Genomic DNA, 21,181 nt, shown 5'->3' with positions numbered 1-21,181 from the left:
CGCGATCCCGTAAGCCTCTTCGCGCGCACCGCACAATCAGCTGAAAAATGCCGCCGACGGCACTTCCTGGCCGCCTCCCAACGCCCCCCTGTCACATTATCTTACATAGCGCTCCGTCTCCCGCCGCTCTATAATCGGCGGTAATCGGGGATAAAATCCCTGTAATAACAATGTGTTCAGGGACACGCTTCATGTTTGACCGGATTTTTCCGAAGGCCTGGGTAGTGGCCGTCGCAGGGATTCTCACCCTGGCGGTGGGGGGTGCAGCAGATCGTGCCGCCGCGGAGGTGGTGCGTTACGAGGCTCCGGAGGCGCCGCGCATCGCCGCGCTGAAGGAAATCCCATCGCTCCAGGCCCAGGTCGAGGCCAAGGCCCTGCCCCCCGTCGGCGAGCGCCTCCCGGCGGTTCCCCGCGTCTCGGTGAGCGGCCCGAACCTCTCGGTCGGCAAACCCGGCGGGGACATCCGCATGCTGGTGACCCGCGACAAGGACGTGCGCATGCTCATCGTCTACGGCTATGCGCGCCTTGTGGGCTACAACGAGGAATTGGAGATCGAGCCCGACATCCTGGAATGGATGGAAGTCGAGGACGGCCGCGTCTTCACCTTGAAGCTGCGCGAGGGCCACCGCTGGTCGGACGGAGCACCTTTCACCACCGAGGATTTCCGCTTCTTCTGGGAGGACGTCGCCAACAACGAGGAGCTCTTCCCGGTCGGCCCGGAAGTGACGCTGCGGATCGACGGCGAACTGCCGACGGTCGAGATCATCGACGAGACGACGATCCGCTACAGCTGGAAGACTCCCAATCCCTTCTTCATCCCGGCGCTCGCCGGCGCGCGCCCGCTCGACCTCTTCGTGCCGGCCCACTACCTGAAGCAGTTCCACCCGAAGTACGGCGACGCCACCAAGATCGCCGCCGCCGTGGAGGCCGCCGGCGCCCGCAACTGGGCCCAGCTCTTCAACCGCATCGGCAACACTTACAACTCCGTCAATCCGGACCTGCCGACCCTGCAGCCGTGGAACAACGTGACGGCGCCGCCGGCGACCCGCTTCGTCGCCGAACGAAACACTTACTACCACCGCATCGACGCCAACGGGCAGCAACTGCCCTATGCCGATCGCTTCGTGCTGGATGTGGTCGGCAGCTCGCTGGTCGCCGCCAAGACGGCCTCCGGCGAGGCCGACCTGCAGTCCCGCGGCCTCAGCTTTTCCGACTACACCTTCCTGAAGGCTGCCGAGGAGCGCAGCGGCTATCAGGTGCGCCTCTGGAAGACCGTGCGCGGCTCGCAGCTGGCGCTCTATCCCAACATGAACGCGGCCGACCCGGTGTGGCGCGCGCTGAACCGCGACGCCCGCTTCCGCCAGGCGCTCTCGCTCGGCATCAACCGCGGTGAGATCAACCAGGTGATCTACTATGGGCTCTGCCTGGAGGCGAACAACCTGGTGCTGCCGGACAGCCCGCTGTTCAAGGAGGAGTACGCCGAGGCCTTCACCGCCTTCGATCCCGATGCCGCCAACGCGCTGCTCGACGAGATCGGCTTGACCGAGCGCAACGGCGAGGGCATCCGCCTGCTGCCGGACGGCCGCCCGCTGGAGATCATCGTTGAGACCGCCGGCGAGAACACCGAGGAAGTCGACGTCCTGGAACTGATCCGCGATTCCTGGAAGCAAATCGGGGTCAAGCTGTTCACCAAGCCCTCGCAGCGCGACGTGCTGCGCAACCGCATCTTCGCCGGCGAGACGGTGATGGCCATGTGGTACGGCTACGAGAACGGCATCCCGACGCCTTACAGCAGCCCGGAAGAGTTCGTGCCGATCCACCAGCAGAGCTACCACTGGCCGATGTGGGGCCAGTACGCCGAGACCACCGGCAACGCGGGCGAGCCGGTCGACATGGAAAAGCCCAAGCGCCTGCTGGCGCTCTACGACCAGTGGATCGCCGCCAAGTCGCGCGGCGAGAAGGTCACCGCCTGGAACGAGATCCTCGATATCCATGCCGAGGAGATCTACACCATCGGCATCGTCGCCGAAGTGCCGCAGCCCATCGTGGTGGCCGACACCCTGCGCAACGTGCCGGAGCAAGGCATCTACAACTGGGACCCCGGCGCGCAGTTCGGCATGTACCGCCCGGAGCGTTTCTGGTTCGATAAGTAGGAGGTGCGCGCGACCTACATCACGGCAGTCGTTTTTTCGGCTGCGTTCGGATTGCTCGTGACTTTGCCGATCAACTCCGCTTCTGCCCAGGCATGCGGCGGGCCCATGCCATTCGAAACAGCCCGTGAAGCGATGGAAAGTCTCATTGCCGACCCCTCGGCAACGAGCTCCGTTCGAGGCGGGTGGGCCGTGTTTGAGAGGCGCAATGGGGACCTGACCGAGTTCTGGACGTTCACCCCGAAAGATCACCCGGCCTTTCCCAGCGTGGCCAGGAGAATGGGATGTCGAAATGCCGATGGGGCCTGGAACGTCCGGACAAATTTGATCTGTCAATCCACCAAGACAGCCTGCGATGCACTGCTGCACGAGTACATGCTGCTTGACGAGCAGATGAAGGAAAGCATCCGGAAGCGGCATGGGTCTGGCACATAGGCCGTCATATACTGGTTGTCGTCCCGGCACTTGATGCCGGGACCCATTGCCCGCGCCGTTCAACCGACGTCGACGGGAAAAGCGTTCGCCTGTTGCAAGCGCCAATGGATCCCGGGGTCAAGCCCCGGGATGACAGCGTGAAGTGCGAGTAGCCGATGTGCGCTACCGCCCGAAGTGCTCAGCCGCGGTCGCGCTGTCTGTGACCTCAATCACCTCGAAATCGACGAGGTCAGACCAGGCATCGAGCCAGGGCTGCAGGGCCGACGCCGTCTCGCAGTCCATCAGCTGATAGCAGTGCGTGCCGTCGGCGGCGACCCAGCTGTCGACGTAGGTGACACCGGCCGGCAGCATGCGCCCGCGCGCCTGGAAGCGCGCGTAAACCGGGCCGGCATCGCCCTTGCGGAAGCGCTCGATCACCATGAAGCGCATCCTTGCGCCCTTTCCCCTCAGACCTCGACAACCAGCCCATCATAGCCGGGTTCGACCCCGGGCGGGCAGCGACCCTTGAGCTCTTCGTAGTCGAGGCGCTCGTTCATGTGGGTGAGGATGGCGTGCTGGGGCTTCACCCGCGCGATCCATTCCAGGGTCTGCGCGGTGTGCGAATGCGTCGGGTGGGGGTCGTCGCGCAGGCAGTCGACCACCCAGAGCTTCACGCCGGCGAGGATGGCGAAGGCGTTGTCGTCCAGCGCGCTGGCATCGGTCGAATAGGCGATGTCGCCGATGCGGTAGCCGATCGAGGTGTCGGGCCCGTGCTCCTGCACGAAGGACTGCACCGGGATGCCGGCGACGCTGAAGGTGCCGGCGACCACGTGGTCGGTCATCAGCGCCGGATAGAGGTTGCTCGCTGTCCGGCTGGAAGCGAAGGCGTAGTCGAAGCGGGTCGTCAGCAGCGCATGGGTGCGCGCGTCCATGTAGGCGTCGATCGGCGCGCCGCGCCCATAGACGATGCCGCGCAGCTCGTCGAGGCCATGCGCGTGGTCCGCGTGCGCATGGGTATAGAGCACCGCATCGATGTCGTGGATGCCGTTGTCGAGAATCTGCTGGCGCAGGTCCGGCGCGGTGTCGATGAGGATGCGGACCGGCTTGCCGCCGGCCGGGTTCGGCGCCTCGATCAGCACCGAGACGCGGCTGCGTCGGTTCTTGGGATTGGCCGGATCGGCATTGCCCCAGTAACCGCCGGGATCGCGTCCCGCCAGGGGCACGCCGCCGGAGCCGCCGCAGCCGAGAACCGTAAGCTTCATCGTTCCGCCCTGCCCGCCGCTCACGGCCGCGCGGCGCGGGTGAAGAGGCGGAAGAAGTTGTCGGTCGTCATGTCGGCGAACTCGGCCATCTCGACGCCGCAGAGCTTTGCCATGGCATCGGCCGTGTAAACGACGTTGGCCGGCTCGTTGGTTTTGCCGCGCTTGGGCACCGGCGCGAGGTAGGGAGAATCGGTCTCGACCAGAAGGCGGTCGAGCGGCACGTTGCACACCGTCTCGCGCAGCGCCTCGGCCGACTTGAAGGTAACGATGCCGGCCAGCGAGATGTAGAAGCCGATGCCCAGCGCCGCTTTCGCCAGCTCAGGGCCTGCGGTGAAGCAGTGGATGACGCCCGGGAAAGGCCCCTTGGCATATTCTTCCTTCAGCACGGCAACCGTGTCGTCGTCGGCGTCGCGCGCATGCACGATGAGCGGCAGCCCGGTCTCGCGCGCCGCGGCGATGTGGGAGCGGAAGCTCACCTGCTGCGCGTCCCGCGGTGCATGTTCGTAGTAGTAGTCGAGGCCGGTCTCCCCGATGCCCACGACTTTGTCGTGCGCCGCCAGTTCCAGGAGTCGGTCCGGCGTCTCCTGGCATTCCTTGTCGGCCTCGTGCGGATGGACGCCGACCGAGCAGTAGACGCGCGGGAAGCGTTGGGCAATGGCTTCGATGCGGTCGAACTCGCTGAGCTTGGTGCAGATGGTCACCAGGGTCCCAACGCCGGCGTCGAGGGCACGCGCCACCACCGGCGCGATGTCGCCGTCGCGCTCCAGGTAGTCGAGGTGGCAATGCGAGTCGACCAGGGGCCGCGCGGCCACCGCTTGCGCTGCAGCGGTCACGCCGGCGCCTCCTCCTCGACGTAGCGCGGGAAGATCGGCTGCGGCGCCGGCAGCGCGGCGCCGGGGACCAGGCGGCTGTCGAGCGTGGAGAAGTCGCGCGCGCCGGCGTCGACCGCCAACTGGTCGAGCATCCTGGCCATGGCGTCGGGCATCACCGGCTGGCAGAGGATCGCCAGACGGCGGACCGTCTCGGCCAGCACGTAGAGCACCGTCGCCATGCGCGCCGGGTCGGTCTTCTTCAGGGTCCAGGGCGCCGCGTGGTCGATGTAGCGGTTGGCCGCCGACACCACTTCCCAGGTCTTGGTCAGCGCGATGTGGAACTGCTGGCGGTCCATCTCGCCGCGCAGGTCGCCCAGCAACGCCGCTGCGGCATTCAGGAGTTCCTCGTCGGCCGCCTCCAAGGCGCCCGGCTGCGGCACCTGCGCCTCGCAGTTCTTGGCGATCATCGAGAGCACGCGCTGTGCCAGGTTGCCGAACTGGTTGGCGAGGTCGTAGTTCATCCGCCCGACCATGGCCTTGCGCGAGAAGTCGCCGTCGTTGCCGAAGGGCACCTCGCGCAGCAGGAAATAGCGCACCTGGTCGAGGCCGTAGGTGGCCACCAGTTCCTTGGGCACGATGACGTTGCCGAGCGACTTGGAGATCTTCTGGCCCTCGTTGGTCCACCAGCCGTGGGCGAAGACGCGCTTGGGCGGCTCGATGCCGGCGGCCATCAGGAAGGCCGGCCAGTAGACCGCGTGGAAGCGCAGGATGTCCTTGCCGACCATGTGCACGTCGGCCGGCCAAAAAGTCTTGAAGCTCTCGGACTGCTCGTCGGGATAGCCCACCGCGGTGATGTAGTTGGTCAGTGCATCGAGCCAGACGTACATGATGTGGGCCGGCGCATCCGGCACCGGAATGCCCCAGGAGAAAGTGGTGCGGCTGATCGAGAGATCCTTGAGGCCGCCTTTGACGAAGCTGATGACCTCGTTGCGCCGGCTCGCCGGCAGGATGAAGTCCGGGTTCTCGTCATAAAGCTTCAGCAGCCGCTCGCCCCAAGCGGAGAGCTTGAAGAAGTAGGACTCCTCCTCGACCCATTCGCACTCGGCGCCCGAAGGCGCGATCTTGGTGTTGTTCGGTCCGTCGGTCAGCTCGCTCTCGGCGTAGTAGGCCTCGTCGCGCACCGCGTACCAGCCGGCATAGCTGCCGAGGTAGATGTCGCCGGCGGCGACCAGCTGCTTCCACAGCGCCTGGCAGGCAACCTTGTGACGTTCCTCGGTGGTGCGGATGAAATCGTCGTTGGAGAAGTTCAGCAGCGCGGAGAGATCGCGGAAGTTCTGCGACACACGGTCGGTGAAGCTCTGCGGATCGACCCCCGCCTTCGCCGCCGACTTTTCCACCTTCTGGCCGTGCTCGTCGGTGCCGGTCAGGAAGCGCACGTTGAAGCCGTCCAGGCGCTTGAAACGCGCCAGCACGTCGCAGGCCAGCGTCGTGTACGCGTGCCCGATGTGCGGGTCGTCGTTCACGTAGTAGATCGGGGTCGTGATGTAATATGCCGGCTTGCCTGCCGTCATCGCGGATCTCCAAAGGGCTCGGCTCCCGCGCAGGGCGCGCACGACAGCAAAGGCCCGGCTCTAGGGCGCCGCGTTCTCCAGGTCCAGAAAGGCGCTCAGGACTGCCTGCTTCCGGTCGAGATTGGCCGCCTCCGTCCGGGCGAAAAGACGGCTGATCTTCTCCCACAGGCCAAGCCATTGCGCAAGGGGGCGGCCCTCCAGCAGGCGGCGGGCCAGGGCCGCTTCCCCGTCCACCACCTCGGGCGCCGGACGGCCGGTGGAACCGGCCCGGATGAAGCGTCCGAGCCACCAGATCAGCAGCTCCATGCCGGTCTGAAAGGCCTGGGGATCCTTCCCCTGGCCCCACTTTTCCGCCAGCTTGTGGAGGCGCTGGACGTCCAGCCGCGGCAGGGTGCCCAGAAGCCCGATGAGCTCCCGGTAGAGATCGAGACCGCCGTGGGCGGCGAGCGCCAGGGCCCGCCCGATGCTGCCGTCGGCCAGGCGCGCCAGGGCGGCGACCTCCTCGGCCGCGAGGTCCGGGTGGTGCCGCGCCAGCAGGTCGGCCACGACCGCCTCGTCCAGCGGCGCCAGGGGCAGCTGGCAGCAGCGCGAGCGGATGGTCGGCAGGAGGCTGCCGGGCGCATGGCTCACCAGCAGCAGGACACACTGCGGCGGCGGCTCCTCCAGGATCTTCAGCAGCGCATTCGAGGCGTTGCGGTTCATTTCGTCGACCGCGTCGACGATGGCGACCCGCCAGCCGCCCTCGCCGGCGGTCATGCGGGCGAATGAAAGGAGGCGGCGCACATCTTCCACCGGGATGACGCTGCGCGGCTTGCCCTTGTCGTCCTCGCCGCGCTCCAGGGTCATCAGGTCGGCATGGCCGGCGGCGGCGACGCGGCGGAACACGGGATGTTCAGCGGGCACGTCGAGGCTGTCCGGAGCGCCACCGAACAGGCCTCCGCCCTGGCAGTCGGGTGCCAGCAGAAAGCGCGCAAAGCGGAACGCGAGCGTCGCCTTGCCAACGCCGCGCGGGCCCGACAGCAGCCAGGCGTGCGGCAGCCGCCCGGAGGCATGCGCGCGCAGCAGCACGCCCTCCGCCGCCGACTGTCCGCGCAGCTCGGACGTCCGGCGCGGGTGCGGCCATGCGGTCTCTTCCGTGGTCTCGTCCTTCTTCATGCCGGCACGCCCAGCCGCTCGCTCACCGCCGCGGCGACACGCGCCGCCACCGCATCGGCGTCGCCCGCGGCATCGATCAGCACGCAGCGCGCCGGCTCGCGCGCGACGATGTCGTGAAAGCCCGCGCGCAGGCGCTGGTGGAAGGCGATGTCCATCTGCTCGTAGCGGTCTTCGGCCACCGCGGTGCCGCCGTTGCGGTGCTTGGCGCGCTTCAGGCCCTCCTCGACCGGGAGGTCGAGCACCAGCGTCAGATCGGGCATCCAGTCGCCGACCGCCAGCCTGTAAAGGGTCTCCACCGCCTCACGGCCGAGGCCCTGGGCGTAGCCCTGGTAGGCCATGGTGGAATCGACGAAGCGGTCGCAGACCACCCAGGCGCCCCGGGCGAGCGCCGGCTCTATGGTCTGGCGCAGGTGATCGCGGCGCGCGGCGAAAATCAGCAGCGCCTCGGTCATCGGGTCCCAGCGCGCCGCTTCGCCGGTCACCAGCAGCTTGCGAATCTCCTCGGCGCCGGCACTGCCGCCCGGCTCGCGGGTTTCGACGACTTCCAGGCCGCCGGCACGCAGCCATGCGGCCAGGCCGCGCTGCTGGGTCGACTTGCCTGCCCCCTCGCCGCCTTCCAGCGTGATGAAGCGCCCTCTTGCGTTCACGGCAGGGGGCTCAGGGGGCGCCGAGCAGGAGAAACTTCACGCTGGCGGCGATGCGGCCGAAGGGGCCGAGCTGCTCGACGTCCGTGCCGGCCTGCAGCGGCACCTCCACCGGCACGCCGTCCGGCCAGGTGACGCGCAGCTTGGCGATCTGCTGGCCCGCCGGCACTGGCGCCGGGATCGGCGAGTCGTAGACCACCGCCACCTGCATGCCGTTGCGATCGCTGCGCGGCAGGGTCACCTTGAGGTCCGAGGGAATCACCAGCGGGACGGTCTCCTCGGCGCCCAGCCACACCGGCGCCTCGTCGACGGTATCGCCGGCCTTGAACAGGGCATAGTTGTCGAACTCGCGGAAGCCCCAGGAAAGCAGCCGGTCGGACTCGTCAGCCCGCGCCTGCATGGAGGGCAGGCCGTTGACCACCAGGATGAGACGACGCCCGTTCTGCACCGCCGAAGCGGTCAGCCCGTAACCGGCGTCCTCGGTATGACCGGTCTTCAGGCCGTCGGCACCGATGTTGCGATAGAGCAGCGGATTGCGGTTGCCCTGGCGGATGTCGTTCCAGGTGAACTCCTTCTCCGCGTAGTAGTGATAGTGCGTGGGATGATCGAGGATGATGCGCTTGGCAAGAATGGCGAGCTCGCGGGCCGTCATCAGGTGGTTGGGATCGGGCCAGCCGGTCGAGTTACGGAAGGTGCTCTTGGCCATGCCCAGCTCGCGCGCCTTCTCGGTCATCAGATCGGCGAAGGCCTCCTCGCTGCCGGCAAGGCCTTCGGCCAGCACGATGCAGGCATCGTTGCCGGATTGCACGATGACGCCGCGCAGCAGGTCCTCGACGCGCACCTGGTTGCCGACCTCGACGAACATCTTGGAGCCGCCCTTGCGCCAGGCCTTCTCGCTGACCGTCAGCTTGTCGTCGAGGCTGAGGCGGCCGTCGTCGATGCGGTCGAACACCATGTAGGCGGTCATCAGCTTGCTCATCGAAGACGGCGGCATCAGCTCGTCGGCGTTCTTGTCGAGCAGCACGGCGCCGGTGTCGAAGTCGACCAGGAAGGCCTGCGAGGCCTGGGTATCGATGGTCGCGGCGGCCCGGGCAGCACCGGGCAGGACGGCACCGGAGAGACCGGCGGCGAGACCGAGGGCGAAGAGGAAGCGTGTGTAGCGTTTCATGGATAGGAAGACTCCGCTATGCCTTGCGGCGGCACGGGCGCTGGGCACCGGCCATGAGAGAGTTTCAGCCGCAAATGTGTCGGCATCATGATTGGGCAAGGCCGTTCAATCGACCACCACCTGCGCATCTTTAAATCCGTTCTCCAACAGCAGCTCGAGCATCCGGTCGGCCTGTTCGACGCTCGCTACGGGACCGAGCCGGACCCGATAGAAAGCGTCCTCGCCGACCAACGCCTTGGCGATCTGCACGTCGCCCAGGGAGGACAGCCGGGCGCGCAGGCGCACCGCGTTGCCGACTTGGGTGAAGGCGCCGGCCTGGACATAGATCTCCGTGCGCCGCACCGGCACCTGGGTGACCACCGGTTCCTGGTCCGGCAGCGTCGCCGTACGCAGGCGTTGCGGCCCGGCGTCCGACAGCGCTGCGCCGGTCTGCGCCGGCTCGGCGGATGCGGTGCGCAGCGGCGCCGGTTGCGCGGCGCCCCCGCCGACCGGCGGCAGTTCCTGCACCGCGACGTTTTCCACCGGCACCGCCGGCGGTGGCGGCGCCCCGCCGGCCGTGCCGCCGCTCGCCAGCATGGCCAATTGGCGGCTCTCGGTCTCGAGAATCTGCACCCGCACCTTGGCGGTGCCCTGGTTGGTGAAGCCCAACAGCTCCGCCGACCGCTTCGACATGTCGATGATGCGGCCGTGGGCGAAGGGGCCGCGATCGTTCACGCGCACCCGCACCGATCGGCCGTTCTCCAGGTTGGTGACCTGCACCAGCGAGGGCAGCGGCAGCGTGCGGTGTGCGGCGGTCATGGCGTTCTGGTCGTACAGTTCGCCGTTCGCCGTGTACTTGCCGTGAAAACCGGGGCCGTACCACGACGCGATGCCGGTCTCGTCGTACCCGAAATCCTCGCGCGGATAGTACCAGACGTTGGCGATCTGATAGGGCTTGCCGACCTTGTAGGTCCCCGTCTGCGGCACCGTGGTGGCGGTCGCGGCGGGCTCGTCCAGGCGCTTGACGTTGTGAACCGCCAGCTGAGTCTCGGCGCAGCCCAGCAGCGTACCGAGCAGGGCGAGCAAGAGCGCGCCACGTCTCAGGCCAGTCGCCTTCATTTTGTGCTCCGCATCCGTACCCCTACCCGATCTTGTATCCTATGAGTCTTGCCCCGGCGAGACAACCCGCACGGGCCCTATTGGCTCGCCCCGCCGGTGGCCGCGCGCAGCCGCTGGATGATCTGCTGGGTCGGGTAGCCGTCGGCCGGCAGCCCCAAGGACTGCTGATAGGCGCGCAGCGCCTCGCGGGTCATCGGGCCGACCAGGCCGTCGGGCGTGCCGGCTTCGTAACCGAGCTGGTTCAGCATCGCCTGCATCTCCTCGATCGCCTTCAGGCTCAGGGGGTCCTCGTCAGGCAGCGAGGCCGGGCTCAGCGCCGGGGCGCCGTCGATGCGGTCGGCCAGGTGGCCGACTGACAGCGCGTAGAGAATGGAGCGGTTCCACACCAAAATGGTGCGGAAGTTCTCGTAGACCAGGAAGCCCGGGCCGCCGTGGCCCGCCGGCAGCACCAGCGAAGCCTCGAGCCCGTCGACGGCCGGCAGCGGGCTGCCGTCGTGGCTGCGCACGCCGAGGGCCGCCCACTCCGCCAGCGGCTTCTGCACCGAGAGATTGGCGAGACCGTAGTCAAAGCCCGCCGGCAGCGTCACCTCACGGCCCCAGGTCCGGTCGCCGCGCCAGCCTTCCTGCGACAGGTAGTTGGCGGCCGAGGCGAAGATGTCCGGCAGCGAGTGCCAGATGTCGCGGTGGCCGTCGCCGTCGTAGTCGACCGCGAAGTTCACGAAGGTCGAGGGGATGAACTGCAGCTGCCCCATGGCGCCGGCCCAGGAGCCGGTCATCTCGCCGACGCTGATATGGCCCTCGTCGAGAATCTGCAGGGCGTCGAGCAGCTGGGCGCGGAAGAAGTCGTGCCGGCGGCCCTCGTGGGCAAGGGTGGCCAGCGCCGCGATCACCGAATAGCCACCGGTGTGCTGGCCGAAGTTGCTCTCCAGACCCCAGAAGGAGACGAGGAAGCGCGGCTGCACGCCGTATTCGGCGGCGACCTTGTCCAGCAGCACGCGGTGCTCGTCGAGCAGGCGCCGCGCCTGGGCGACGCGCGCGTCGTTCACGGTGGAGCGCATGTAGCGGGTGAAGGTCAGGGTGAACTCACGCTGGCTGCGGTCACGCTCGATCACCTCGGGCAGCGGCTGCAGGCCGGCAAAAGCCTGGTCCACCGTCGCGGCACGGATGCCGCGGCCGACGGCGTCCTGCTTCAGGCCTGCCAGGAAGCTGTCGAAGTCAGCCTCCGGGCCCGCCGGGGCCGGACTCGCAGAGGTCTGGGCGCAGGCCGCCAGCGGCAGCAGCAGGACGGCGAATACTGGACCGGCGGCGGACCGCAGGACCCTGCCCAAGGTCTTGCCGATGCCCGAGGTCATACGCTGAAATGTCACTCGCCTTCTCTCCCAGACTGCGTTTGCTACTGCGGACCGGCGGCGCCCCACGGGCGGGCGCCCCAATCGGCGCCTCCATTTGCGTCCCGGGGCCCCTCGCGCGTTGCCGGGGCGACGCGGGCGCGAAGCGGATGCGTTTGCAGGGCACTTGTGCCATAAGCCTGTTAACCTTGGCAATCCGCCCGCCCCTTTGCTTTCGCGTTCCGCTCCCATGACAGCTTCCCTGCCGCCTTCACCCGCGGCGTCCAGCATTCCCGGCGACCGACCGCTGGTCGGCATTCTGCTGATGCTGGGCGCCATGTCGGTGGTTCCCTTCATGGACGCCATCGCCAAGCAGTTGAGCGGCCACCTGCCGGTCCTGCAACTGGTCTGGGCGCGTTACTTCTTTCATTTCTGCCTGATTTTCCCGGTCGTGCTGCTGCGCTACGGGCCGCGCCGGATGATCCCGCCGCGGCCGCTGCTGCAACTTGTGCGCGGCGGCCTGCTGCTGGCCTCGACCATCCTGTTCTTCGCCGCCATCGCCGAGATGCCGCTGGCCGATGCCCTGGCGCTCATCTTCGTCTCGCCGCTGCTCGTTACCGCCCTGTCGCCCTGGGTGCTGGGAGAGAGCGTCGGCCCGCGCCGCAAGCTCGCCGTGCTGGTCGGATTCCTCGGCGCCCTCCTGATCATCCGCCCGGGCGTCGGCGCCATCCAATGGCCCGCCCTGCTTGCGCTGGGTGCCGGCGTCGTCTTCGGTCTCTACCTGCTGACCACCCGGCGGCTGGCCGGCTCCGCGCCGCCCCTGGTTACCCTCACCTATTCGGCGGCGGCCGGCGCCCTGATCATGAGCTTCGTCGCCCCCGTCGTCTGGGTCGTCCCCAGCCCGACCGATCTCGCCGGCATGGTGATGCTGGGCGCGATCGCGGCGGGCGGCCATTTCCTGCTCATCAAGTCCTTCGACTTCGCCCCCGCTTCGCTGCTGGCGCCCTTCACCTACAGCGAGATCATCGTGACCACGCTGCTGGGCTTCGTGTTCTTCGGGGATTTTCCGGATTCCTGGACCTGGGCCGGCATCGCCGTGATCATCGGCAGCGGCGTCTACATCTCGCTGCGCGAGCGGGTGCGCGGCGCGCGCCCCTCGGCCCCCACGAAGACCGTGCTCTGAAGGCCTCAGTTGCTCTCGGTCACTTCCAGGGTGACGGTGTCGCCGGCCAGCACATAGACCACCTTGCCGTCGGAGGCTTGGTAGGTCCATTTCTCGAGCGGGCCGAGCTTCGACACCTCGCTCGGCTCGCCGAGGGCGGCCTCCAACTGGTCGCGGGTGTCCGCGCCCTTGGCCTTCTTGATGAGGTCCGCCTTGCTCGGCGCGAAGCAGGCGGCAAGCGCCAGCAGGACCACGAGGGCGGCGAAGGTTCTCACGAGTTTCATCTGTCGGTGCGTTCCGTTGGTGTCGGCGGTCGCCCCTGTCTAGCCGCAGCCTCAAGCCGCGGCAAGGCCGAGACGGCTGGAATGGCCGAAGCCCGAAGTGGAGCAGAAAAAAGCCCCGCCGGGGAAGGCGGGGCTTTTGAGAGGTCGATGCAATCAATTTCAGGAGACGGTCGATGAACCGTGATTTCAGTATTGGGCCCGCATGGTAAACAAAAGGTTAACGAAACCCGAAAATTTCTTAAAATTCGTTATTTGGTCCGATGGTAGACGCGACAATCGGTGCTACCCTGACCGCGGAACAGATAAACCACTTGTTTTTCAGACATTTGCGCGGGGTCATAGAGGCTGCTATGGCCGCCGACCGCCGCGCCGAAAGTGCGCCCATCGACCACGCCGACCAGGTACTGATCGCGTTTTTGGCGAAACTGGCGCCGGTTGCAGGCGCGGCTGAGATCGGCATTGATGACCCAGCGCTCCAAGAGTTTGCCATCGTCGCGCACGATGACGTTGGATCCGGCGCGGACCTGCTTGGGGCGGTCGAAGATCGAGGAGCCGCCGCGCAGGGATTCGCCGGGCCTGGCGTAATGGCTGGGGTCGGTCGCCATCAGGTCGGCCGCCACGGCACGGACGCCCGGCACCGCACTGCCCAGCAGCACCAAGGCCGCCAGAAGGCCGATAGATGTCAATAACTTAACCAAGGCTACCTACCAGGACATGGCAAAAAATGACTCCTCCTGAGCCGTCCCTAGCGTAACGCAGTTCCGCTAGCCTCGGGTTAAGACCCTTGCTGAATCGGCGGTTAACCGGACGTGAAACCCAGCCCGCGCGAGAAGCGTAGGTGCTGGAAGAGGTTGACCGATTTGAGAGAAGGATACCGCCGCATGCTCGACCTGGATGCCCCGGCCCAACGACGCGCCGCCGGCGAGTCGACACCTGGCCCCGCGCCTGCCCCTGGCCCGGCGCCCGCCGCGCCGCCTCCGGTGATGCTCGGCGGTGTCGCCACTGCCGCGCCGCGCCATCTGCTGCGCCAGGAGGACGTGGTGCGCCGAGTCCGCGCCCTGTTCGGTGAGCGGCGCCTCGACATCGAGCGCCTGCTACCGGCCTTTGGCAACGCCGGCATCGAGACGCGGCATTCCTGCGTGCCCATCGAGTGGTACCTGGAGCCGAGCGACTGGAAGACGCGCAACGCCCTTTTCATCGACAATGCGATCGACCTGCTGGCCGAAGCCGCGGAGGCCTGCCTCGCTCAGGCGGGCCTCTCCTGCGATGCCATCGACGGCCTGGTCACCGTCTCCACCACCGGCATCGCCACCCCAAGCCTCGACGCCCGCCTGATGGAGCGCCTGGCCTTCCGCCGCGATGTCGCCCGCTTGCCGGTCTTCGGCCTCGGCTGCGCCGGCGGCGTGCTCGGCCTGTCGCGCGCCGCCGCGCTGGCGCAGAGTCTTGCCGTCGGCCGCAAGGACGGCGCCAAGGTGCTCTGCCTGGTGGTCGAGCTTTGCGGCCTTACCTTTCGCGCCAACGACCCTTCCAAGAGCAACGTCATCGCCGCCGCCCTCTTCGGCGACGGCGCCGCGGCGGTGCTGCTGGAAGCCGCGCCCGACGGCAAGATGGCCGCAGGCAGCGCCAAGCTCGGCCCAGCTGGCGAATACACTTGGCCGCAGTCGCTCGACGTCATGGGCTGGGAGATGGAGAACGACGGCCTCGGCGTGCTGTTCTCGCGCGACATCCCGGCCCACATCCACGAGCGCATGGGCCCGGCGGTCGACACCTTCCTCGGCCGCCACGGCCTGTCACGCGACGCGATCGACGGCTACATCTGCCATCCCGGCGGCGCCAAGGTGATCGGCGCGCTGGAGGAGGTCTTCGGCCTGCCCGAGGGCGGCCTGAGCGCAGCGCGCGGCGTGCTGCGCGACTACGGCAACATGTCGGCGGTCACCGTGCTCTTCGTGCTGGAGCGCCTGCACAAGGCGGGCCTGAAGGGCCGCTACCTGATGACGGCCCTCGGCCCGGGCTTCACCGCCGGCTTCCAGATCCTGGAAGCGTGAACTCATGAGCGTGCTTTGGATCGTCCTGCTGCTGGTGGCGGCGCAGCGGCTGGCGGAACTTGTCTACGCCCGCCGCAACACGCGCTATCTGCTGGCTGAGGGTGCCTACGAGGTGGGGGCCGCGCACTATCCCTTCCTGGTCGCCGTGCATGCGCTCTGGCTGCTGTCCCTCGCGCTTTTCATCCCGGCGGAGACCCAACCGGTCTGGTGGCTGCTCGGAGTCTTCGTCGTGCTGCAGGCCCTCAGGCTCTGGGTGCTGGCGACTCTCGGGCGCTTCTGGACCACGCGGATCATCACCCTGCCCGGCGCGCCGCTGGTGCGCCGCGGCCCCTACCGCTTCCTGCGGCACCCGAACTATCTGGTGGTGGCGGGCGAGATCGCCGTGCTGCCGCTGGCCTTCGGGGCATGGGAGATCGCGGTGATCTTCTCCCTCGCAAACGCCGCCGTGCTGGCGTGGCGCATCCGCTGCGAGGAGCGTGCGCTCATCGGGCGCCCCCTCGCCCGATGAGGCGCCAGTAGGCCTCGCCGAGGAGGCCACGCGGCAGGAAGATCATGCACAGCACGAAAACGAGACCGAGGCCGAGCAGCCAGGCGGGGCCCAACAGATCGCCCAGCGCGTTCTCCGCCAGGCGCACCGCGATGGCGCCGAGAAACGCCGTGATGAGGGCGCGGCGGCCGCCGAGCGCCACCCAGATCAGCACCTCGGTGGAGAGGTTGAAACCGATCAGCGGCGGTGAGACGAAGCCGAACTGGGCGGCAAAGAGCGCCCCGGCGAAACCGGCCACGGCGGCCGACAGCGTGAACACCGCGAGTTTCAGGGCGCGGGTGTCGTGGCCGAGAAAGCCGGTGCGCGCCTCGTCGGCGCCTACCGCGCGCAGCACCACGCCGCGGCGCGAGCGCACCAGGGTTTCCAGCAGCCCGTAGATCACAAGCGCCGCGATCAGCGTGCCGTAGAACAGCGGCAGCGGATCGTAGAGCTCGTAGCTGAGGCCGAAGGCGCCGAGGTTCACCGGCGGCACGCTCATCAGCCCGTTCATGCCGCCGGCGTAGGGCCAGCGCGTCATGATGCGCTCGGCCACCACCGCCACCGCCAGCATGACGATGGCGAGCTGCGCGCCCTGCAGACCCCGCCCGTAGAACAGGAAGCGCCCGAGGATGTTGGCGGCCAGCGCCGGCACAATGAGCGCCAGGGCCACGCCGAGGTAGCTGGACGTCCAGGACTCCAGGCCCGGCAGCATGCCGAGAGTGGTGAGGCTCATGGCGTAGGCGCCGAGACCGAAGAAGACAGCGTGGCCGAAGGACAGGAGGCCGCACTGCCCCCAGATGAGCGCCAGGCTCATGGCGAAGATGCCGTAGGTCAGGTACTGCGCGATCTGTCCCACCTGCCATTCACCGACCGCCAGCGGCAGCAGCGCGAGGCCGCCCCAGACCACGACGTCCACGGCAAGTCGGCGGTCCTTCACGAGCGCTTTCACTGGCGCCCGCTCCCGAGAATGCCGGTCGGAAAGAGGCGGATGGCGACGACGGCCATGGTGAAGACCACGACCTGGGCCAGCACCGGCGACCACAGGCTGGCGGTGACGCTGTCCGTCGCGCCGATAAGGCCGGCGCCCAGCACCGGTCCCGCCAGGTGCCCCGCGCCGCCGACCAGGATGGCGAGGAAGGCCGGGATGAGGAAGCCGAGGCCCATCTGCGGGTCGACACTCATGATCGGCGCCATGACGGCGCCGGCGAGCCCGGCGAGTGCCGCGCCATAGGCGAAGGTCGCGCGGTCGAAGGCGCGGGTCGAGAGGCCGAGGCAGGCGGCGGTGTCGCGGCTGGCGATCACCGCGCGCGCGGCAAGGCCGAAGCGGGTGCGGAAGAAGAGATAGAACGTTCCCCCGACAACCAGCAACGCCACCGCCATGATGAACAGGCGGTAGGCCGGATAGGGCGTGCCGAGAAGGTCGAGCTGGAAGGCAAAGGGGGCCGCGGTCGACTGCGCACCGGGGCCGAAAAGCAGGATGACGCCCTGCTTGATCATGATCGAGAGGCCCCAGGTCGCGAGGATGGTGTCGAGGAAGCGATGATAGATGTGGCGGATCACCAGCTCTTCGATGAGCAGGCCGACAATCCCCACCAGCAGCGGCGCGGCGATCAGCCCGACCCAGTATGAGACGCCCGCCTGCTGCAGCATCACCAGGGTGTAGGCGCCGAGCAGGAAGAGCTCGCCGTGCGCCATGTTGATGACACGCATGAGTCCGAAAACGATGACCAGCCCCATGGCGACCAGCACGATGACCAGCACGTAGTTGGCGGCGTCGAGCAGCAGGAGCAGCGCCTCGTTCATCGTCGGATCGACCCCTCAGATTGCCAGGTGCCGGTGGAGGACGGAAGCATCGCGGCGCAGTTCGGCACTCGCGGCTTCGGCGACGATGCCGCCATTCTCGATGAAAAGACAGCGCGTGGCGACGCGCAGGGCGAGATCGACGTTCTGCTCCACGGTGATGAGGGTGAGCCCCTCCTCCGCCGCCTCGCGCTTCAGTGCCTCGGCCACCTCGATGACGATGGAGGGCTGCAAGCCCTCGGAAGGCTCGTCCAGCAGCAGCAGGCGCGGCTTGCCGGCGAGCGCGCGGCCGATCGCCAATTGCTGCTGCTGCCCGCCGGAGAGCGTGCCGCCGCGCTGATGCCGCCGCTCCGCCAGGATGGGAAAGCGCGCGTAGATCGCCTGCGGCACCGCGGCGCCGAGTCCGCCGCGCCCCATGGCGCCCAGCAGCAGATTCTCTTCGACGCTGAGGTCGGCGAAGATCTCGCGGCCCTGCGGCACGAAGGCAATGCCCGCGCGGGCGATCTGCTCCGGCCGCCGACCGTCGAGGCGGCGCCCCGCAAAACGAATCTCGCCCTTGGTCGCCGGCAGCAGGCCCATGAGAGTCTTCAGCAGGGTGGTCTTGCCCATCCCGTTGCGCCCCAGGAGCGCGACGCTTTCGCCTTCGGCCACCGCCAGGTCGATGCCGCGCAGGACGCGGCTGCCGCCGTAGCCGCTCTCCAGGCCGCGTACGTCAAGCATGCTCATGCCGGCTCCACCGCTCCGAGATAGACTTCGCGCACCAGCGGGTCGGCCTGCAGTTCCTCGTAGGAGCCGCGCCGCTCGATGCGCCCGCGGACCATGAGGGCGACCGGGCAGCCGAGCTCGCGCACGAATCCCATGTCGTGTTCGATGACCAGCACCGCACAGCCGAAGCGCCGGTGGAGGTCGCGGATCAGCGCGACGGTGGCCGCCGTCTCCGCTGCGGTCATGCCGTTGGTCGGTTCGTCGAGCAGCAGCAGGCGCGGTCGCCGCGCCAGCACCATGGCGATCTCCAGCCACTGCTTTTCGCCGTGCGCCAGGCGGCCGGCCTCTTGGCCGCGCTTGCCCTCAAGGCGCGCCAGTGCCAGCAGGTCGGCAAGGCGCGCGTCGCCCGCCTCCTCACTGCCGACGAGAGCAACGGTGAGATTCTCGGCGACCGAAAGCTCGGGATAGATGCCGGGCACCTGGAACTTGCGCAGGATGCCGAGGCGCGCGACCTGATAGGGCTCCAGGCCGATCAGGTCCTTGCCGGCAAAGCGCAGGCTGCCGCTGTCCGGCTTCAGCGCGCCGGTGACGAGGTTGAACAGCGTGGTCTTGCCGCAGCCGTTGGGACCGATGAGGCAGAGCATCTCGCCTTCGGCAAGGGTCAGCGAGAGGCCGGCGGCGGCGCGGACACCGCCGAAATCCTTCTCGACTTCGGCGACCTCCAGCAGCTGCGTCATGGAAGCTGTTCTGACGCTCAGCCGGGCAGCACGACGTCGCCGACGATCTCGGCGCCGCGCGAAGCCATGAAGTAGAGTCCCAGGTGGTGGGTGAGATCCTGCGGATGCGCCGCCGTCTCCGGCAGCCCGAGATGCGCCGTCACCTCTTTCGGCAGGTCGTAGGTGGCGCAGGCGCCGGCATGCACCGAGATGTCCTTCAATCTCGGCATGAGGTCGTGGTTGCGCGCCGACAGCAGCGTGAGGACGAAGTCCATGACGCAGATGTCGGTGCAGATGCCGACCACCAGCAGGCGCTCCAGCTTGTGGGCCTTCACCCAGTCGACCACGGCATTGCTGCCGTCCGGGCGGATGGCGCCGACGAAGCCGTTGATGCAGTCCTTGCGCACCAGGGTGGCGTTGGGGTCCTGCCCCAGCCAGGTCAGTTCAGGCACCAGGTCCTCCTCCCCGGTGCCGGCCTCGCAGTGCGGCGGATAGGGCGGCTCCGGCTTGCCCGGCACGTGGGTGTCGAGAAAGGCCAGGATCGGCCAGCCCTGCCCGCTGAAGGCGCGGGCCAGGCGCTCGGTCTCGGCCACCATGGCGGAGACCTGCGGATTGTGGACCGGCGGCGCCAGGTTGCCCGCACCGACCGTGGCGAAGCCGTTCACCTCGTCAACGATGACCAGGCCGACGGCCTGCGCGCCGGCCAATGTGAGGCGCGACGGCGCCACCGGCAGGGCGGCGGCCACCTGGCGGGTCAATTGCGGCAGATCGAAGCTGTCCGGCATATCGGGCCTCCTCCGACGGGGGTCGCGGGGTCAGTCTAACTGCAACCGGCCTAGCTGCAACCGGCCTCGGGCGCGATGCGGCCGAGATCCTGCACCGTCACCAGGCCCGCGCCCTCGGTCTTGGCGAGGAACATCGGCAGGGTGACGTGGTGGTCCACGCCGCCGATGCTCACCGGGCCGGTGGGCGTCGACACGGTGAGGCCCTCCAGCCCGTCGACCACGGCCTCGGCGCTCACGGCATCCTTACGGGTGAGCGCGTCGCGCAGTGCATTCATGGCGTTGTAGTGGGTCATCACGTAGTGGGAGATCGGCACGTCGTTGCCGGCCTGTGCGCGGATGCGGGCCACGAAGTCCTGCACGCCCGGCTGCTGGCCGGAGGCGACGAAGGGCACGGTCACCCACATATTCTGACCGCCGCCCGGCCCGAAGGCGCCGAGGTAGGTTTCGGCGAAGCCGAGGAACGCCACGGTCACGTTGTCGAACAGGCCGAAGGCCTCGGCCTGCTTGATGAAGGTGATGCCGTCGCCGCCGGGCAGCGCGAAGAGCAGCACCTTGGCGCCGCTGTCGGCGATGCGGCGGATGACCGGTGCGAACTCCTTCACCCCCCAGGGCGTGAACTCCTTGCCGGCCACGCTGCCGCCCAGTTGCCCGACGATGCCCTCGGCGGCGGCGAACATCTGCTGCGGCCAGACATAGTCCGCGCCGAACATGTAGGTGCTGCCGCCGAAATTCTCGTGCATGTAGGGCAGCAGTTTCGCCAGTTCCTGGTTCGGCACGGTGTTGAACGAGAAGATGTAGCGGCTGCAGGCGCCGCCCTCGTAGTTCGTCGCGTAGAGCAGCGGCACCTTGGAGCGCTCCACCGTCGCCGCCATGGCGTCGCGCGACGACGAGAGGATCGGCCCGGTCAGCGCGATGGCACCGTCGCGCCCGATCAGGCTGCGGGCCTTTTCCACCGAGGTCTTGGGGTCGGTCTTGTTGTCCTCGTAGAGGACCTCCAGCGGGCGGCCGAGGATGCCGCCGGCCGCGTTGATCTCCTGCATCGCCAGGTCGAGACCGAGCTTCGCCTGGTTGCCGAAGAGCTCCAGCCCGCCGGAGAACGGCAGCACCGCGCCGACCCGGATGGGATCGGCCGCCCAGCCGCGCGTCGCCAGGCCGGGCAATGCCGTCATGCCTGCCGCCACGCCGGCCGCCGCCGCACCGGACGCCAGAACCCGGCGCCGAGAAACCTTCACCATGACCGCACCCCCTGTTTTTTGGCGAATTTCGTTGCCCGAGTTTGGCCCGGTTCGTGTTGCGCTGCAACACCCTGACCGCGCTCCGCGGGCTTGGGGCGGCGATTCAGGGTTTGCAGCCGGCGGCGGCTTTGCTAACTCTCCGCCGTCTCTCGGCCCCTGCCCCAAGATCGGCGGCGGGCACTTGAGAGTCTTCAGGGCCCGTTCGGGCCCCGGAGGAGGGGTGGCCGAGCGGTTTAAGGCACCAGTCTTGAAAACTGGCATGGGTGGAAGCCCATCGTGGGTTCGAATCCCACCCCCTCCGCCAAATCAAAAGGCCCCGGC

Annotated in this window: 22 protein-coding genes and 1 tRNA gene; 6 read left to right on the top strand and 17 right to left on the bottom strand. The window is 68.1% G+C overall.

Annotated features, from left to right (window positions below):
- Positions 1 to 191: 191 nt before the first annotated feature.
- Positions 192 to 2,153, top strand: a complete 1,962-nt coding sequence (locus tag WDC82_RS19270) for an ABC transporter substrate-binding protein (RefSeq protein WP_340119016.1) — start codon at positions 192 to 194, stop codon at positions 2,151 to 2,153.
- A gap of 3 nt (positions 2,154 to 2,156) precedes the next feature.
- Complete coding sequence (locus WDC82_RS19265; protein WP_340119015.1) at positions 2,157 to 2,585, top strand: hypothetical protein; 429 nt, start codon at positions 2,157 to 2,159, stop codon at positions 2,583 to 2,585.
- 162 nt (positions 2,586 to 2,747) lie between these two features.
- On the opposite strand, the gene WDC82_RS19260 is transcribed toward WDC82_RS19265, so the two are convergent.
- The 9 genes from WDC82_RS19260 to WDC82_RS19220 form a co-directional block, all read right to left on the bottom strand.
- The gene (locus WDC82_RS19260; RefSeq protein WP_340119014.1) at positions 2,748 to 3,005 is read right to left on the bottom strand and encodes a DUF3303 family protein; all 258 of its coding nucleotides are present in this window, start codon (positions 3,003 to 3,005) and stop codon (positions 2,748 to 2,750) included.
- 26 nt (positions 3,006 to 3,031) lie between these two features.
- Positions 3,032 to 3,826, bottom strand: coding sequence for an MBL fold metallo-hydrolase (locus WDC82_RS19255; RefSeq protein WP_340119013.1), 795 nt, complete (start codon positions 3,824 to 3,826; stop codon positions 3,032 to 3,034).
- Between the two features lie 20 nt (positions 3,827 to 3,846).
- Entirely contained in the window at positions 3,847 to 4,659 is an 813-nt protein-coding gene (locus WDC82_RS19250; RefSeq protein ID WP_340119012.1) for a TatD family hydrolase, read from the bottom strand.
- The gene (gene metG / locus WDC82_RS19245; RefSeq protein ID WP_340119011.1) at positions 4,656 to 6,209 is read right to left on the bottom strand and encodes a methionine--tRNA ligase; all 1,554 of its coding nucleotides are present in this window, start codon (positions 6,207 to 6,209) and stop codon (positions 4,656 to 4,658) included. The genes WDC82_RS19250 and metG overlap by 4 nt, the downstream gene beginning before the upstream one ends.
- A 60-nt stretch (positions 6,210 to 6,269) precedes the next feature.
- Positions 6,270 to 7,364, bottom strand: a complete 1,095-nt coding sequence (locus tag WDC82_RS19240; protein ID WP_340119010.1) for a DNA polymerase III subunit delta' — start codon at positions 7,362 to 7,364, stop codon at positions 6,270 to 6,272.
- Positions 7,361 to 8,011, bottom strand: a complete 651-nt coding sequence (gene tmk / locus WDC82_RS19235; protein ID WP_340119009.1) for a dTMP kinase — start codon at positions 8,009 to 8,011, stop codon at positions 7,361 to 7,363. Before tmk ends, WDC82_RS19240 begins: the two co-directional genes overlap by 4 nt.
- A gap of 10 nt (positions 8,012 to 8,021) precedes the next feature.
- Positions 8,022 to 9,176 (bottom strand): D-alanyl-D-alanine carboxypeptidase family protein, encoded by a 1,155-nt coding sequence (locus WDC82_RS19230; RefSeq protein WP_340119008.1) that lies wholly within the window; start codon positions 9,174 to 9,176, stop codon positions 8,022 to 8,024.
- Between the two features lie 105 nt (positions 9,177 to 9,281).
- Positions 9,282 to 10,274: a septal ring lytic transglycosylase RlpA family protein gene (locus WDC82_RS19225; RefSeq protein WP_340119007.1), complete on the bottom strand. Its 993-nt coding sequence runs from the start codon at positions 10,272 to 10,274 to the stop codon at positions 9,282 to 9,284.
- A gap of 77 nt (positions 10,275 to 10,351) precedes the next feature.
- A complete protein-coding gene (locus WDC82_RS19220; protein ID WP_340119006.1) occupies positions 10,352 to 11,641 on the bottom strand; it encodes a lytic murein transglycosylase in 1,290 nt (429 codons plus the stop codon).
- Positions 11,642 to 11,852: 211 nt separating this feature from the next.
- Here WDC82_RS19220 and WDC82_RS19215 point away from each other — a divergent pair, with 211 nt between their 5' ends.
- Positions 11,853 to 12,785 (top strand): DMT family transporter, encoded by a 933-nt coding sequence (locus WDC82_RS19215; RefSeq protein WP_340119005.1) that lies wholly within the window; start codon positions 11,853 to 11,855, stop codon positions 12,783 to 12,785.
- 5 nt (positions 12,786 to 12,790) lie between these two features.
- Here WDC82_RS19215 and WDC82_RS19210 read toward each other — a convergent pair whose 3' ends face one another.
- Positions 12,791 to 13,048 (bottom strand): hypothetical protein, encoded by a 258-nt coding sequence (locus WDC82_RS19210; RefSeq protein ID WP_340119004.1) that lies wholly within the window; start codon positions 13,046 to 13,048, stop codon positions 12,791 to 12,793.
- A gap of 248 nt (positions 13,049 to 13,296) precedes the next feature.
- A complete protein-coding gene (locus tag WDC82_RS19205) occupies positions 13,297 to 13,707 on the bottom strand; it encodes a hypothetical protein (protein ID WP_340119003.1) in 411 nt (136 codons plus the stop codon).
- Positions 13,708 to 13,929: 222 nt separating this feature from the next.
- Between WDC82_RS19205 and WDC82_RS19200 the strand changes: the two genes are divergently transcribed.
- Positions 13,930 to 15,093 carry a 3-oxoacyl-[acyl-carrier-protein] synthase III C-terminal domain-containing protein gene (locus WDC82_RS19200; RefSeq protein WP_340119002.1) on the top strand — a complete coding sequence of 388 codons (1,164 nt, stop codon included), beginning with the start codon at positions 13,930 to 13,932 and terminating at the stop codon, positions 15,091 to 15,093.
- A 4-nt stretch (positions 15,094 to 15,097) separates the two neighbouring features.
- Positions 15,098 to 15,601, top strand: coding sequence for an isoprenylcysteine carboxylmethyltransferase family protein (locus tag WDC82_RS19195; protein ID WP_340119001.1), 504 nt, complete (start codon positions 15,098 to 15,100; stop codon positions 15,599 to 15,601).
- Here the strand turns inward: WDC82_RS19195 and WDC82_RS19190 are convergent.
- From WDC82_RS19190 to WDC82_RS19165, 6 genes are read right to left on the bottom strand one after another with little or no spacing between them, the layout of a single operon-like run.
- Positions 15,576 to 16,568 (bottom strand): branched-chain amino acid ABC transporter permease, encoded by a 993-nt coding sequence (locus tag WDC82_RS19190; protein WP_340119000.1) that lies wholly within the window; start codon positions 16,566 to 16,568, stop codon positions 15,576 to 15,578. The genes WDC82_RS19195 and WDC82_RS19190 overlap by 26 nt on opposite strands.
- The gene (locus tag WDC82_RS19185) at positions 16,565 to 17,422 is read right to left on the bottom strand and encodes a branched-chain amino acid ABC transporter permease (RefSeq protein WP_340118999.1); all 858 of its coding nucleotides are present in this window, start codon (positions 17,420 to 17,422) and stop codon (positions 16,565 to 16,567) included. Before WDC82_RS19185 ends, WDC82_RS19190 begins: the two co-directional genes overlap by 4 nt.
- 15 nt (positions 17,423 to 17,437) lie before the next feature.
- Positions 17,438 to 18,145: an ABC transporter ATP-binding protein gene (locus WDC82_RS19180; RefSeq protein WP_340118998.1), complete on the bottom strand. Its 708-nt coding sequence runs from the start codon at positions 18,143 to 18,145 to the stop codon at positions 17,438 to 17,440.
- Positions 18,142 to 18,861: an ATP-binding cassette domain-containing protein gene (locus WDC82_RS19175; protein ID WP_340118997.1), complete on the bottom strand. Its 720-nt coding sequence runs from the start codon at positions 18,859 to 18,861 to the stop codon at positions 18,142 to 18,144. The genes WDC82_RS19180 and WDC82_RS19175 overlap by 4 nt, the downstream gene beginning before the upstream one ends.
- A gap of 17 nt (positions 18,862 to 18,878) precedes the next feature.
- Positions 18,879 to 19,625: an isochorismatase family protein gene (locus tag WDC82_RS19170; RefSeq protein ID WP_340118996.1), complete on the bottom strand. Its 747-nt coding sequence runs from the start codon at positions 19,623 to 19,625 to the stop codon at positions 18,879 to 18,881.
- Positions 19,626 to 19,675: 50 nt separating this feature from the next.
- Positions 19,676 to 20,860 (bottom strand): substrate-binding protein, encoded by a 1,185-nt coding sequence (locus tag WDC82_RS19165; RefSeq protein ID WP_340118995.1) that lies wholly within the window; start codon positions 20,858 to 20,860, stop codon positions 19,676 to 19,678.
- A gap of 214 nt (positions 20,861 to 21,074) precedes the next feature.
- On the opposite strand from WDC82_RS19165, the gene WDC82_RS19160 reads away from it, so the two are divergent.
- Positions 21,075 to 21,164, top strand: a tRNA-Ser gene (locus tag WDC82_RS19160).
- The last annotated feature ends 17 nt before the right edge of the window (positions 21,165 to 21,181 follow it).

Source organism: Pelagibius sp. 7325, from assembly GCF_037652055.1.
Taxonomy (GTDB): Bacteria; Pseudomonadota; Alphaproteobacteria; order Kiloniellales; family Kiloniellaceae; genus Pelagibius.
Note: the sequence above shows the minus strand (reverse complement) of the source record. Positions and strands in the feature narration are given on the sequence as shown.